Source organism: Nostoc sp. (genome assembly GCF_036917095.1).
Lineage (GTDB): Bacteria > Cyanobacteriota > Cyanobacteriia > Cyanobacteriales > Nostocaceae > Nostoc.
On sequence record NZ_JBALFH010000014.1, the window covers coordinates 162,390 to 175,011 of the forward strand.

The 12,622-nt window shown below is 42.8% G+C and carries 10 protein-coding genes; 5 read left to right on the top strand and 5 right to left on the bottom strand.

Annotated features, from left to right (window positions below; translation table 11 throughout):
• Positions 1–23 precede the first annotated feature (23 nt).
• Positions 24–659 (bottom strand): DNA-3-methyladenine glycosylase family protein, encoded by a 636-nt coding sequence (locus V7L01_RS03605; protein ID WP_335031989.1) that lies wholly within the window; start codon positions 657–659, stop codon positions 24–26.
• Entirely contained in the window at positions 646–1,728 is a 1,083-nt protein-coding gene (gene ada, locus V7L01_RS03610; RefSeq protein WP_335031991.1) for a bifunctional DNA-binding transcriptional regulator/O6-methylguanine-DNA methyltransferase Ada, read from the bottom strand. The genes V7L01_RS03605 and ada overlap by 14 nt, the downstream gene beginning before the upstream one ends.
• A 378-nt stretch (positions 1,729–2,106) precedes the next feature.
• On the opposite strand from ada, the gene V7L01_RS03615 reads away from it, so the two are divergent.
• Together V7L01_RS03615 and V7L01_RS03620 are read left to right on the top strand one after the other, a co-directional pair.
• Positions 2,107–4,776, top strand: coding sequence for a sensor histidine kinase (locus V7L01_RS03615; protein ID WP_335031992.1), 2,670 nt, complete (start codon positions 2,107–2,109; stop codon positions 4,774–4,776).
• Positions 4,777–4,839: 63 nt separating this feature from the next.
• Positions 4,840–6,627, top strand: a complete 1,788-nt coding sequence (locus V7L01_RS03620) for a PAS domain-containing sensor histidine kinase (protein WP_335031994.1) — start codon at positions 4,840–4,842, stop codon at positions 6,625–6,627.
• 164 nt (positions 6,628–6,791) lie between these two features.
• Here V7L01_RS03620 and V7L01_RS03625 read toward each other — a convergent pair whose 3' ends face one another.
• On the bottom strand, positions 6,792–7,361 hold the full coding sequence (locus V7L01_RS03625) for a Uma2 family endonuclease (RefSeq protein WP_335031996.1): 570 nt from the start codon (positions 7,359–7,361) through the stop codon (positions 6,792–6,794).
• 120 nt (positions 7,362–7,481) lie between these two features.
• On the opposite strand from V7L01_RS03625, the gene ureE reads away from it, so the two are divergent.
• From ureE to ureG, 3 genes are all read left to right on the top strand, one after another.
• Entirely contained in the window at positions 7,482–7,925 is a 444-nt protein-coding gene (gene ureE, locus V7L01_RS03630) for an urease accessory protein UreE (RefSeq protein ID WP_335031998.1), read from the top strand.
• Positions 7,900–8,592, top strand: a complete 693-nt coding sequence (locus tag V7L01_RS03635; RefSeq protein ID WP_335032000.1) for an urease accessory protein UreF — start codon at positions 7,900–7,902, stop codon at positions 8,590–8,592. Before ureE ends, V7L01_RS03635 begins: the two co-directional genes overlap by 26 nt.
• A gap of 93 nt (positions 8,593–8,685) precedes the next feature.
• Positions 8,686–9,282: an urease accessory protein UreG gene (gene ureG, locus V7L01_RS03640; protein ID WP_335032178.1), complete on the top strand. Its 597-nt coding sequence runs from the start codon at positions 8,686–8,688 to the stop codon at positions 9,280–9,282.
• A gap of 201 nt (positions 9,283–9,483) precedes the next feature.
• Here ureG and V7L01_RS03645 read toward each other — a convergent pair whose 3' ends face one another.
• Together V7L01_RS03645 and V7L01_RS03650 are read right to left on the bottom strand one after the other, a co-directional pair.
• Positions 9,484–11,367: an ABC transporter ATP-binding protein gene (locus V7L01_RS03645; RefSeq protein ID WP_335032002.1), complete on the bottom strand. Its 1,884-nt coding sequence runs from the start codon at positions 11,365–11,367 to the stop codon at positions 9,484–9,486.
• Positions 11,368–11,599: 232 nt separating this feature from the next.
• The gene (locus V7L01_RS03650; protein WP_335032004.1) at positions 11,600–12,346 is read right to left on the bottom strand and encodes a class I SAM-dependent methyltransferase; all 747 of its coding nucleotides are present in this window, start codon (positions 12,344–12,346) and stop codon (positions 11,600–11,602) included.
• Positions 12,347–12,622: the final 276 nt, after the last annotated feature.

The following is a 12,622-nucleotide window of genomic DNA, read 5'->3' on the forward strand; positions in this document are numbered from 1 at the left end:
AGTGCGCCAAGGAGAAAAAGTAATTATTTGGGATTGCTTAGGTAATAGTGCCATAGAAGTCTTGCCGCAACTGCTCGCCACGGTCGCCAGTGCTGTGTCATTGCTTCTAGTTGCACTGGTGTTGGACGCGTCGTCAAGTTTTTGAGTTTTTGGAAAGCGATCGCGATCGCTAAATCGCCTTTAGGAAAGACATCAGGACGTTGCAGCGCCATTAACAAGTAAATATCAACTGTCCAGTCTCCGATGCCTTTGAGACACTTTAACTCAGTTCTGATAGCAGTTTCCTCCATTGTTTCCAGCTTGGTTAAGTCAAGCTGACCAGTTGCGATTGCCTGAGCCAATCCACGAGAGTATATAATTTTTTGCCGACTGAATCCAATCGCTCTTAATTGAACATCATCCAATACCAGAAAATTTTCTGGCGTCAGAGTGACAACAACCCCACATAGACGGTTAAATACAGCCCTTGCAGCCGCTACAGAAACTTGCTGTTCCAGAATTATGCACAGAAGCGTTGCAAAACCCGGTTCTCTTTTCCACATCGGTGGAGGCCCCAGTGTTTCTAAAATCCGAGCCAAATCGCTATCAAGTTTGGCAAGCACCATTAAACCACGGGTCAAACTTTCTTCAGTCAGCGATTCTAGTTCAGGTGTTTTCATCTTCGATCGATTTCGATTCTTGTATAAGCAGTTTTTGTTTGCGCTCAATTCCCCAGTGATAACCACCAAGACTGCCATCACTCCGCAGCACCCGATGACACGGTACAATCAGCGCGATCGGATTAGCCCCACAAGCATTTCCCACTGCGCGGACTGCCTGAGGTTTGGCTATATTACGGGCAATATCAGTGTAAGTGCGCGTTTCGCCATAGGGAATTTTTTGTAATGCTTGCCACACCTGTTTCTGAAATGCTGTCCCACGGACATCAAGTGGTAAATCAAGATGTGCTTCGCTTCCGGCAATAAAGTCGAGGATTGCCTGTATCCATTCCTTGTGTGTGCGATCGTCACGCACGATATCAGCTTGGTGAAATTCCTGCTTCAAGATATGTTCGAGTTTGTCTGCTTCATCACCTAGTTTAACGGCACAGATACCTTTCTCTGTTGTGGCCACAAGCAAATATCCTAGCGGACATGGAGCGATCGCATAAACAATGCCGATCATCTTTCCAGCTTGTTGGTAAGTCTTTGGCGTCATTCCCAGTTGTTTAGGTGCTTTCTCATACAGTTGGCTACTTGAACCATACCCCGTATCGTAAACTGCATGAGCAATTTCTTCCCCTGACTGGAGACGTTGCTTCAATCGTTGGCTACGCAGCGCATCTGCATATTGAAAGGGGGATACGCCAATTATTTGCTTGAATATCTTTTGCAGATAACTGGGACTCATTCCCACCTGAGAGCATAATTCTGAGAGCGTTGGGATGCGATCGCCTTGTGTTTCAATATATCGACATGCTGCTAAGACTTTAGCCTTAGCTGTATTTGGAACTGTTTCAAATTGTGGCTGACAGCGCTTACAAGGTCGAAAACCTGCACTTTCAGCCTCTTGTGCGGACTGGAAGAAGCAAACTTGATTGCGATTTGGCCTGCGACTAGGGCAAATAGGTCGGCAATAAACGCTTGTAGAGCGAACACCATAGAAAAGCTTGCCTTCATAAGTAGGATCTCGATTTAGAACTGCTTTCCAAAGAGTTTCTTCCAAAACTGATGCCTGTTGTAGTTGCATTTATGCCTCCTTGGATGTATCGCAAACTATCCACTCGGAAATATTCATGATTAGTTCCTATATGTTGGTAACTCTATTTATTCTTTAGATAAAGCTAGATTAAATATATTGCTTAACTAATTTCTATCTGATTATTGCGATCGAATCTGAAAAAGTGCCGTTGAGCACTATTTACAACTAACTTTTTTGTCACTTAATTCTCCCCCTGGCAAATGGTTCACCCGATTGGGGGAATGCGATCGCCTCATCAAGAACTACCCTGAAATAAGGTGCAGTTTTGATTCTGTTAGCGATTATGCCCACAGAATCAAAACTCTTAAATTGATTATTCTGGCTTTTAATTGTAGATCAATAGCTTGTCTATCAAAGGGTCAAAGAGTGGATGAAACCGTTGTAAAATCGCTGTATACACCAAATTGCCAGCAACAGGATATTAACCTGCTATCAAAAATTGCTGTGAATTTACCAGGAATGATTTTCCAAATTCTGCAACGGCAGGATGGTTCTGTGTTTGTCCTTTATGTCAGTTCTGGTTGTGAATATTTGTATGAATTAGAACCAGAAGTTGTACAGGCAGACTTTCGGGTGCTATACAAATTGATTCATCCACAGGATATGAAAGCCTTTGAAGAATCTATTGCTGTTTGTAGTACCACTTTTAAACCTTGGCATTGGGAAGGTCGGATTATCACCCCTAGTGGCAAACTTAAGTGGATTGAAGCTACTTCCCAACCCGAATTGCAAGAATCAGGCGATTTTATTTGGAATGGCTTGGTCATAGATATTACAGACCGAAAACTAGCCCAAGAAAAATTGCTTGAGAGTGAGGCGCGGTATCAAGCAATTTTGGATGCTATCCCCGATTTGATGTTTCGTATCAGCCGTGATGGCGAGTATTTAGATTTAAAAAATGAAGGAGCAAATATCACTCTTTCGAGAGAAGAAATAGTTGGAAAAAATTTACAAGAATTATTGCCCAGTGATGTTGCGGCGATTAGCCAAGTAGCGATCGCTAAAACTTTAGATTCTGGAACTTTGCAAACTTGTGAATATCAACTACCAACGCCTTTGGGAGTCAGAGATTATGAGGCGCGGTTGGTAGTGAGCGGTCAAGATGAGGTACTAGCAATTGTGCGAGATATCACAGAACGCAAACAAGCAGAAGTCACCTTGCAAAATCTTGCCCAAAAATTTGCTAAAGCTTTTAGTTGCAGCCCCGATTCAATTACCATCAGTACGCTTCAAGATGGACGCTTTATTGAAGTTAACGACAGTTTTGTGGAACTCTCAGGTTACGAGCGAGATGAGGTGATTGGTAAAACTTCTTTTGAGTTAAATCTTTGGGTACACGATCGCGATCGCCTAAATTTGTTACAGGAGTTACAAGCCACAGGAGTTGTTCGCAACTTAGAATTTGAATTTCGGCAAAAGTCTGGCAAGATAATTACAACAGTGCTTTCAGGCGAAGTCATTGACTTGGATGGTATTCCTTCGATCCTAGCAGTCCATCACGACATTACAGAACGCAAGCAAGTGGAAGCGCAATTACACCTTTGTGCACAACGCGATCGCTTGTTGGCAGAAACCTTAGTGCGAATTCGGTCTTCGCTTAACTTGGAGCAAATTCTCCAAACCACCGTGACGGAAGTCAGGCAATTTCTGCAAACAGATCGGGTTTTTATTGGTTTAAATAATACCAATTTAGGAGCGAGAACTCTTGCTGAATCAGTAGATCCCAAATATCCATCAGTCTCAGGGTGGTCTACTAATGATGAAGCTTATCTACAAGAATTGAGAAAGTTACTCAAAGATAATGTTGTGCGTGTCGTTGAAGATATAACGCAAGTAGCATTCTCTCCCAAAGTCAAAGCGCACTTTCAAAAATTCCAAACGAGGGCAACCTTGACTGTACCAATTATGCTAGGCAATGAATTATTTGGGGCATTAATTGCCAATCAATGTTCAGGGCCGCGTCATTGGCAACCAATAGAAATTGATTTGTTACAACAGATGTCAGAACAGGTAGCGATCGCCATTCACCAAAGCCAGATTTACCAAGAATTAGCAGAACTCAACACTAATTTAGAACACCAAGTCCGAGAACGGACAGCACAATTGCAGCAGAAAATCCAAGAAGTTGAAGAATTGCATCGGGTAAAAGATGTTGTTTTACACACAGTTGCCCACGATTTACGAACTTCGGTGATGGGTAACTTGATGGTGTTAAAGAATTTGTTAAATCAGGGAGTGGAGAGCAAGGGAGCAGGGGAGCAGGGGAGCAGGGGAGCAGCGGAGCAGGGGAGCAGGGGAGCAGGGGAGCAGGGGAGCAGGGGAGCAGGGGAGCAGGGGAGCAGGGGAGCAGGGGAGCAGGGGAGCAGGGGGGAAATTACAGCAAGTCTTTCTCCTCTGCCCCCCATCCCCTCTGCCCCTCTGCCTCTTTCCCATGCCCAATCTTCAATTCCTGTATCTCGCTCAATCATCGAGCGGATGATTCAAGGCAACGATCGCCAACTGACAATGATTAACTCATTGCTAGAAATTAATTCCTGTGAAAAACACGGTATTGAAATCAAGCCCGAACCTGTGCAATTTAACAGCCTACTGGGAGGAATATTCGCCCAGTTGGAACCCATACTGACACAAAATCAAGCGACTCTGAAGAACTTGGTTGCCGCCGATTTACCGTTAGTGATGGCAGATGCAACTCGGTTAGAGAAAGTTTTAGCACATTTGGTAACACATCGCTTGCAAAATAATCCACCAGGATTAAATTTTATTCTGAGTGTCAGCGTTGAGGGCAAAACGATCCGCACTCAAATTCAAGATGACGGTGTGGTAATGAGTAAACTAGAGTGCGATCGCCTTTTCGATCTGCATGTCCGCGATCCCCAAGACTGTTGTTCTACAAGCATTGGCTTAAAAATGTATCTTTGTCGGAAAATTATTAAGGCACATGGCGGCGAAATCGGTGTTACTAGTAACCGCAAGCGTGGGTTAACTTTCTGGTTTACATTACCTTTAGCAACATCCGCAACAAATCGCCCATAAATCACCAAAAAATGAGAGGGTGTTATCTATGGCAATGTTGAGTAAGGGAAACACCCTCAAGGTATGGGCAAAGTTGCTCGGATGTTAATGGCTACTCCATTCACAACAGTGCAAAGCTGGTGGAGAAAAACCTTTTCTGCACCAATAAGAGATGAAATCGTTACTCTTTACAAAGCTTGGCGTAACCATTTTTTGTGGCAGAGATTACGTTTATGGTTATGGCTGGCGTTAATCTGTCTGTTGTCTTTTACTTTGCGAGACGTTTACGGCTTGTTTTTCCCTTTTCAAGAGTTGCAGAAGCTACCAGAAGTACTTAGAATTCAACGCCTTGTAATCAATATTGCAATCCTCCTGAGTATACTGATCTGTCTTGCCTTACATAAAACTAAGTTAGGTCGCGATCGTCCAGATTTATTATTTTTAGGGTCTTCTTGGTCAATTAGTTTAGCATCGCAGTTGTTTGCAACTCTTAGAGGTTTCGCACTACCCGATACCATCGGTTGGTCGCTGCTGTTCTTGAGCCAAGGTATATTAATGCCAGTGCGCTGGATTGTTCACTTGTTGTCTCAAGTGGGCGTGCTAGTTTACTATTTTGGTGTAAATACTGTACTGGGGCTAAAGACACCAGTCCCCGAACTGCCACAAATGTATAATGTAACGTTCATTTTATACATTTTTTGGTTTTGTGCTATATGTGACTTCGGTGTTTATCTCTACGATCGCCTACAATGCTCTGAATTTTACGCTCGTCAAGAACTGGAATCTGCTTACCAAAAACTCAAGGTTGCAGAAGCTAAATATCGCACCATTTTTGAAAACGCTGTTGAAGGAATTTTTCAAAGCAGTCCCGATGGACGTTATATTACAGCAAATCCGGCTTTAGCACGCATTTATGGCTACTCCTTAGCAGAGGAGGTGACAGCAAATTTCACTGATATTCAACAATTGTACGTCGATCCCAACCGCCGCGCAGAATTTGTGCGCCTGATGGAAAAGTATGGCAGGGTTTCCGAGTTTGAGTCTCAAATTTATCGCCGAGACGGGAGTATTGTCTGGATTTCGGAAAAAGCCTACGCAGTGCATGACGAACAGGGTAAACTGCTTTACTACGAAGGTTTGATTGAAGACATTACCCAGCGCAAACAAACCGAAGAAGAACTACGAGTATTTTTTCATGCCGTTTCCCACGACTTACGCAACCCAGTGCTGGGTACTTTAATGGTGCTGAGAAATTTGCTTGCACGTCCAGAGGAAAATATTTCGATTTCACGCTCAATTTTAGAGCGGATGATTCAAAGTAGCGATCGCCAACTTAATTTAATTAATTCCTTGATGGAAGCTCATGTCAGCGAAGTACAAGGTGTTGTTTTACAACGTCAACCCGTACAATTACTGGCAGTTGTCGAAGCTGCGATCGTAGATTTAGAGCCATTGCTGACACAAAATCAAGCAACCTTGACAAATCTGGTATCCGCAGATTTGCCATCAGTGAATGCAGATCCCACGCAACTATGGCGAGTTTTTTCTAACTTAATTGTTAATGCTTTGAAACATAATCCCCCTGGTTTGCTCTTGACTATCAACGCTACCCGTGAGGATGACAAAATTTATTGTACTGTTAGTGACAACGGCGTGGGAATTAGTCAACAACAAAGCGAACGACTTTTTGACCTTTACTTTCGGGGTGCAAGTATCCGCAATTCTGTAAGTTTGGGATTGGGATTGTATTTATGTAAGCAAATCATCCATGCTCACGGTGGCGAAATTGGTGTAAATAGTGCATTGAATGAAGGGGCAACATTTTGGTTTACCTTACCAATTAGTAGCTCACAGGATGAAGTTGCTAATTAAACCTTTTTGTTAACGAATCACGAATACAAGAATAAAGCTAAGGAAGAAAAGAAGTAATTGTGTGACGAAAGAATTTTTTAAACAGATGTGATAAAACTTTACCAATATTTGGAAGCATCTATAATCTGGCGGTTATGTTTTCAGAAATATTCTCAAATTTGCTATTATTCAGGGAAAAAGAAACGAATAGAACAAGAAAATCCGGGTAAAAGTGGCGATGTTATTTCATCATCACCTAACAATGTAGCAACTAAAACCAACTGTGCTTTTTCTCGCCGATAAACTTCAACTTGTTTAGTAAAGCCATCGACAATCCAATACTCGCGCACGCCTTGAACTGAATAAAGTTTCACTTTTGCTTCTTTGTCTCGAAGTTCGTTTTGTTTACCAGGCGATAAAACCTCTATTACTAATTCTGGTGCGCCTGTCAAATGTCCCGCTTCATCTTCAATTTGCGCCAGTCGTTCTCGACTTACCCAAACTACATCTGGTATGACACTATCTGCTTGCGAAAAAATCACGCCTGGAGCCACAATTGTTTCCCCTAAACCACTCGAATCCGACCAAACATCGAGTTGCCCTGCAATTTTTACACAAACTTGTTGATGACGGCGGTGAGGAGTGCGAGTCACAAAGAGTTCTGCGTTAATAATTTCATAGCGCGTCCACTCATTTTCGGGTAGAACCTCTAAATCGTGAATTGTCCAGCGTACTCCCTCAACGGCTTGGTTCATAATTGTCCCCATTTGGCTCGTTGCCTTTATTTGTTTAATTTTATCTTTTCTTCAGGCAAGGCAACTATGAGGTTTAAATTACAACCATAATGAAAAGCGGAAGTTCAGGCGAAACTCTGTATGCTGACATTTACCCAACTTAAACCACCTAATCTTGATGTAGCAGTTACTTTTACTCTGGCGCTGACAGCAGAAGAACGCACCCGCAGCCGTCATCGCTTTGAAACGGAAGATGGGATTGTGTTTTTCCATTTACCCAGAGGAACTGTTTTACACGATGGCGATATTCTGCAAGATGAAATCCATAGCAGTTTAATCAGAATTACCGCCAAACCAGAACTAGTGCTGACTGCCTTTGCCCAAACACCACTTTTATTATTACGGGCAGCATACCATCTGGGAAATCGCCATGTACCTGTAGAAATTACTCCAACTTATTTACGCTTGTCTTCAGATTCTGTTTTACGCACGATGTTGGAACAACTGGGGTTAGAAGTTGAAGAGGAAATTTTACCGTTTCAGCCAGAATTAGGAGCTTATGGACAACACCACCATGCTCACTGATAGCCATCTTTTGAGTATTTTACAGTTGGCTAGCCCCGCTTTACCTGTGGGAGCATATAGTTATTCTGAAGGCTTGGAAATGCTGGTGGAAAATGGTATTATCGCTAACCACACACATCTCAAAGATTGGTTAAAAGCAGAGTTGCTCTACGGCGCAATTCGGTTAGAGGCGGCGGTGATGGTGCGATCGCAGCAAGCTGTAAAAATGAATGATTTAGAGTCCCTATGCCGTTGGAATCTGTGGTTATCCGCTGCTAGGGAAACAGAAGAATTACGCGCTTCTAGTTGGCAAATGGGGCGATCGCTGATCCAATTACTTGGTAAACTAGAACCGCAAATTGTACCTATTGCTAATGCTGTCGGTAATCCTTGCAATTATGCGATCGCTTTTGGCATTGCCGTTGCCCATTGGCAAATCAGTATCAAAGCCGCATTACTGGGATATCTGCACAGTTGGGCAAGTAATTTGATTACTGCTGGCGTGAAACTTATCCCCCTTGGACAAACCGCAGGACAGCAGTTATTACTAGATTTGCAACCATTATTTAGCATTGCGGCATCAGAAATTCTCGCGTTGGAGGATGATGAACTCGCCTGTTGTAGTTGGGGTTTGTCGCTAGCGAGTATGCAGCATGAAACGCAGTATACAAGGTTGTTTAGGAGTTAGTCATTGGTCATTAGTCATTAGTCATTGGTCAAAAACTAAGAAATAATAACCATGTACCAAGAAAAAGTGATAAATGACAAAGGACAAATGACAATGAATGCATTTCGAGTGGGAGTTGCTGGCCCGGTGGGTTCGGGGAAGACGGCTTTAGTTGATGCTTTGTGTAAGGGATTGCGCGAGCAGTTTCAGATTGCGGTGGTGACGAATGATATTTATACTCAAGAGGATGCTCAGTTTTTAGTCCGTTCTCAGGCGTTGGCAAGCGATCGCATTTTGGGTGTAGAGACTGGCGGTTGTCCTCATACTGCTATCCGCGAAGATGCTTCGATGAATTTGGCCGCAATTGAACAGTTAGAAGAACGCTTTCTCGATTTGGATTTGGTATTTTTGGAAAGTGGCGGCGATAATTTAGCTGCTACCTTTAGTCCAGAATTGGTGGATTTAACGATTTACGTCATTGATGTTGCGGCTGGTGATAAAATTCCCCGCAAGGGTGGCCCTGGTATTACTAAATCTGATTTGTTGGTGATTAACAAAACTGATTTAGCACCCTATGTCGGTGCAGATTTAAGTGTGATGGAACGAGATGCTAAAAAAATGCGCGGTGATAAACCTTTTATTTTTACTAATTTGAAAACTCAGTCGGGACTTGCAGATGTAATTAACTTTGTTTGTATAAATATCTGTTAAAAAGAATTTTATAACCCACGGAGGTGGGTTTTGTCTGTATAGACGCGGTTTTTGAGCCTTTTTACTCGGAAGTTAAGGCTTAACTCTTTGTCAAAGTCAATTTTTTTAACGAACCCCAAAGGACGCAAAGCACGCAAAGAAAGAAAAGGAAGAGAAGAAAGAAATGCTTAACTGAACTGTATTGGTTTGTAACTGCCTTTTCTATAAAGCCTTCAGATGCCGACTTTGCACCCGTTCAGCACTACCAGTAGGAATCGCAGCAATTAATTTTTGCGTATATTCCTCTTTGGGTTCTTGGTAAATGCTTTCGGCTGTGCCTTCTTCAACAATTTGACCGCGATTCATGACTAAAATGCGATCGCTCATAAATTTCACTACACTTAAATCGTGAGAAATAAAAATATAGGTAAGCTGAAAGTCTGATTGTAATTCTTTGAGAAGATTTAACACCTGCGCCTGTACTGAAACATCCAGCGCAGAAACTGATTCATCGCAGATGATAAACTTAGGATTTAATGCCAAAGAACGAGCTATACAAATCCGCTGGCGTTGACCGCCAGAAAACTGATGAGGATAGCGGTTAATCGCATCTGCACTCAAGCCCACCCGTTCTAAGAGTTCGGCTACTCGCTGGCGTCGTTGTTGCTTTGTCTTCCCAACGCCGTGAATTAACAACGGTTCCATCACCGCATCCCCAACCTTCATTCGGGGATCGAGGGAACTAAAAGGATTTTGGAAAACTATTTGCATTTCCCGCCGCAGTTTTTGCAACGGTTCTCCTTTGAGGCTAGTAATATCTTGTTTCTCAAAGATAATCTGACCACTCATCGGTTCAATTAATCGCAGCAAGGTTCTGCCAAGGGTGGTTTTACCGCAACCAGATTCTCCCACCAAACCTAGTGTTTCTCCTGGTTTGACATCAAAAGAAACGCCATTAACTGCCATATTGTAGCGTTTTGTACCACCAAACACCCCGCGCACTGGAAAACCAACTTTCAGGTTACGGATTTGCAACAGGGGTTCCTTTTTATTGAAGTTTGCCAATCTTGCAGCAATCTCTTCTGTGGTGACTTCTGTGGGTTGTGCAGGTTCTTTCGCCTGAATTATGACTTGTCCCGTTGGTGTCTCTTCTGCACTCATGTAGTCAGAAACGGTGAGTAATTTTTGGGGACGGCGGTCAAGTGTGGGGCGGCAAGCTATCAACCCTTTAGTATATGGATGCTGGGGACTGCTAAAAATTTGCAGAGAAGCACCAGATTCGACAACTTTGCCTTTATACATCACCGCTACTTCGTCAGCAATTTCCGAAATTAGTCCCAAGTCGTGGGTGATGAAAATCATTGCCATGTCACGGCTTTGTTGCAACTCTCGGATTAACTCCAAAATAGTCGCTTGCACCGTCACATCTAAAGCTGTGGTTGGTTCATCGGCAATTAAGATTAATGGGTTGCAAGAAATTGCCATTGCAATCATTACCCGTTGCAATTGACCCCCAGAAAGTTCATGAGGGTAGCGTTCCAGCATGGCTTCTTTGTGTTCTTTAACCAACTGTGCCAATTTTGATGGTTCTGGTTTCGATGAATTGCTGTTGGTTGGATGCCAATCGATATACTGCTGCTGGATTTCCTCATCGCTAGGTAGAAGTTTAACCTCTTGCAGACCTGCGATCGCAATTTGTCGTGCTTGGGCTGCTGACACATTTTGATGCCGCATAATCGCTTCTGTTAGCTGAAACCCGATGTTATAAACCGGATTGAGCGAACTCATCGGTTCTTGAAAAATCATGGCGATGTCGCCACCCCGATGTAACTGCATTTGCTCAGGAGGCAATTTTACCAAATCGATGGGGTTGCCATTTTCCTGCGGACGAAACCAGATTTCACCGCCAGTCACTATACCGGGAGTTTGCAACAAACCCATCACAGCTAGGGCTGTCACTGATTTACCACTCCCCGATTCTCCTACTATTCCTAGAGTTTCACCTCGATGTAGCACAAAGGAAATACCATCCAAAGCTCTGACAGTATTGCCATCACTGGGAAATTCAACTTGGAGATTGCGAACCTCTAGGACAGTTTCTCTCATAGGAGTTGGGTAGGAATCTTAACTTAAAATTATCTGGATTTTAACAATAGTTTTAATCTATTATGTGGGTAAATTTGGTTTTTATACTCCTCGGCAGTTTTCACTGCTTAAACTTTAACCACAATTGACATCACATACTTCCACAATATACATGCATTTACGATGTAGCACTGCTTGCGATCGTCCACAGCCGTAACTTACAGTTAGCCATTATCTGCCGAAGTGCGAGACTTTATTTATTTTTATAAGCAATAACCAACAGTTGAGGAGCATCAAAACCACCCTGAAGCACAAGGTCGTGTACGATCTGCCATCCCTTTCGAGTAAACAACAATTCCCAAAACGATGGGCTGGATTCTGAGTATAGTTGTCTCCAGTAAAGCAACTCACGACGAGTCAAAAAACACCGATCGCAACGGTAATAATCTACACAAAAACCTGTTGTTTCCAGAAGCGTAAATATTTGCTCCTGAGTGAAGGCATGAAGGTGGTATGGATCGAAATGACGCGTCTCACCTAGTGGTACAGACATCATCAATACACCATTGCTGGTTAAATAATTACTGAGTTGTTGTAAAAAATAGGTCGGATTTTTTAAATGTTCTATTGTCTCAAAGGAGATAACAACGTCAAAAGGCTCTGAACACTCAAATTGCTCTGCATCAGCGCAAATGAACTCTATTCCGGGTATTTGGTAGTGTTTCTTAGCATATTCCACAATCTGTGAACATATATCGACTCCAACTACACTGCTTGCGCCTGCCACACGAAGCATTTGGCTACCATATCCACTGCCACATGCTATATCTAGAACTCTTTTTCCTAAGACATACTTAGTTGCAGTTTCGTAGCGTCCAAGATGTAGCTCCACGATCTTGCGACTAGCCGAATCCTTAGCCATACGCTTGGGAATCAAGCGTTCCCAAGTTACAGTCAGGTTATCCAAAGCTTCAACTGAACTGCTAACAAAGTTACTCATATAATTTGCGGTTGACAAAGCGCTAGTGTTTTGTTTTTATAGTTTTAAATTATACATAGCTATCAGTAACCCTAACCCTGCATTCACACCAAATACTCTTGTGCACGATCTGGCTAGTGTGTTGATTTATGTTGGAAATACCATCAGAATTTCTCATGCAGTTTTTGTGTCGTTACTAGAACCAGATAAATGCAGAATTAGTATCAGCGATGCCTCACGACAAAAGGCAAAGCGTCAACGCAGACAAAAAAATAGCACATCCTAAAGGATGGCTAT

Excerpts from the sequence above, each read along its gene's own strand:
- V7L01_RS03605 (WP_335031989.1), bottom strand. The coding sequence starts at position 659 with ATGAAAACACCTGAACTAGAATCGCTGACTGAAGAAAGTTTGACCCGT.
- ada (WP_335031991.1), bottom strand. The coding sequence starts at position 1,728 with ATGCAACTACAACAGGCATCAGTTTTGGAAGAAACTCTTTGGAAAGCA.
- V7L01_RS03620 (WP_335031994.1), top strand. The coding sequence starts at position 4,840 with ATGGGCAAAGTTGCTCGGATGTTAATGGCTACTCCATTCACAACAGTG.
- V7L01_RS03625 (WP_335031996.1), bottom strand. The coding sequence starts at position 7,361 with ATGAACCAAGCCGTTGAGGGAGTACGCTGGACAATTCACGATTTAGAG.
- ureE (WP_335031998.1), top strand. The coding sequence starts at position 7,482 with ATGCTGACATTTACCCAACTTAAACCACCTAATCTTGATGTAGCAGTT.
- V7L01_RS03635 (WP_335032000.1), top strand. The coding sequence starts at position 7,900 with ATGGACAACACCACCATGCTCACTGATAGCCATCTTTTGAGTATTTTA.
- ureG (WP_335032178.1), top strand. The coding sequence starts at position 8,686 with ATGAATGCATTTCGAGTGGGAGTTGCTGGCCCGGTGGGTTCGGGGAAG.
- V7L01_RS03645 (WP_335032002.1), bottom strand. The coding sequence starts at position 11,367 with ATGAGAGAAACTGTCCTAGAGGTTCGCAATCTCCAAGTTGAATTTCCC.
- V7L01_RS03650 (WP_335032004.1), bottom strand. The coding sequence starts at position 12,346 with ATGAGTAACTTTGTTAGCAGTTCAGTTGAAGCTTTGGATAACCTGACT.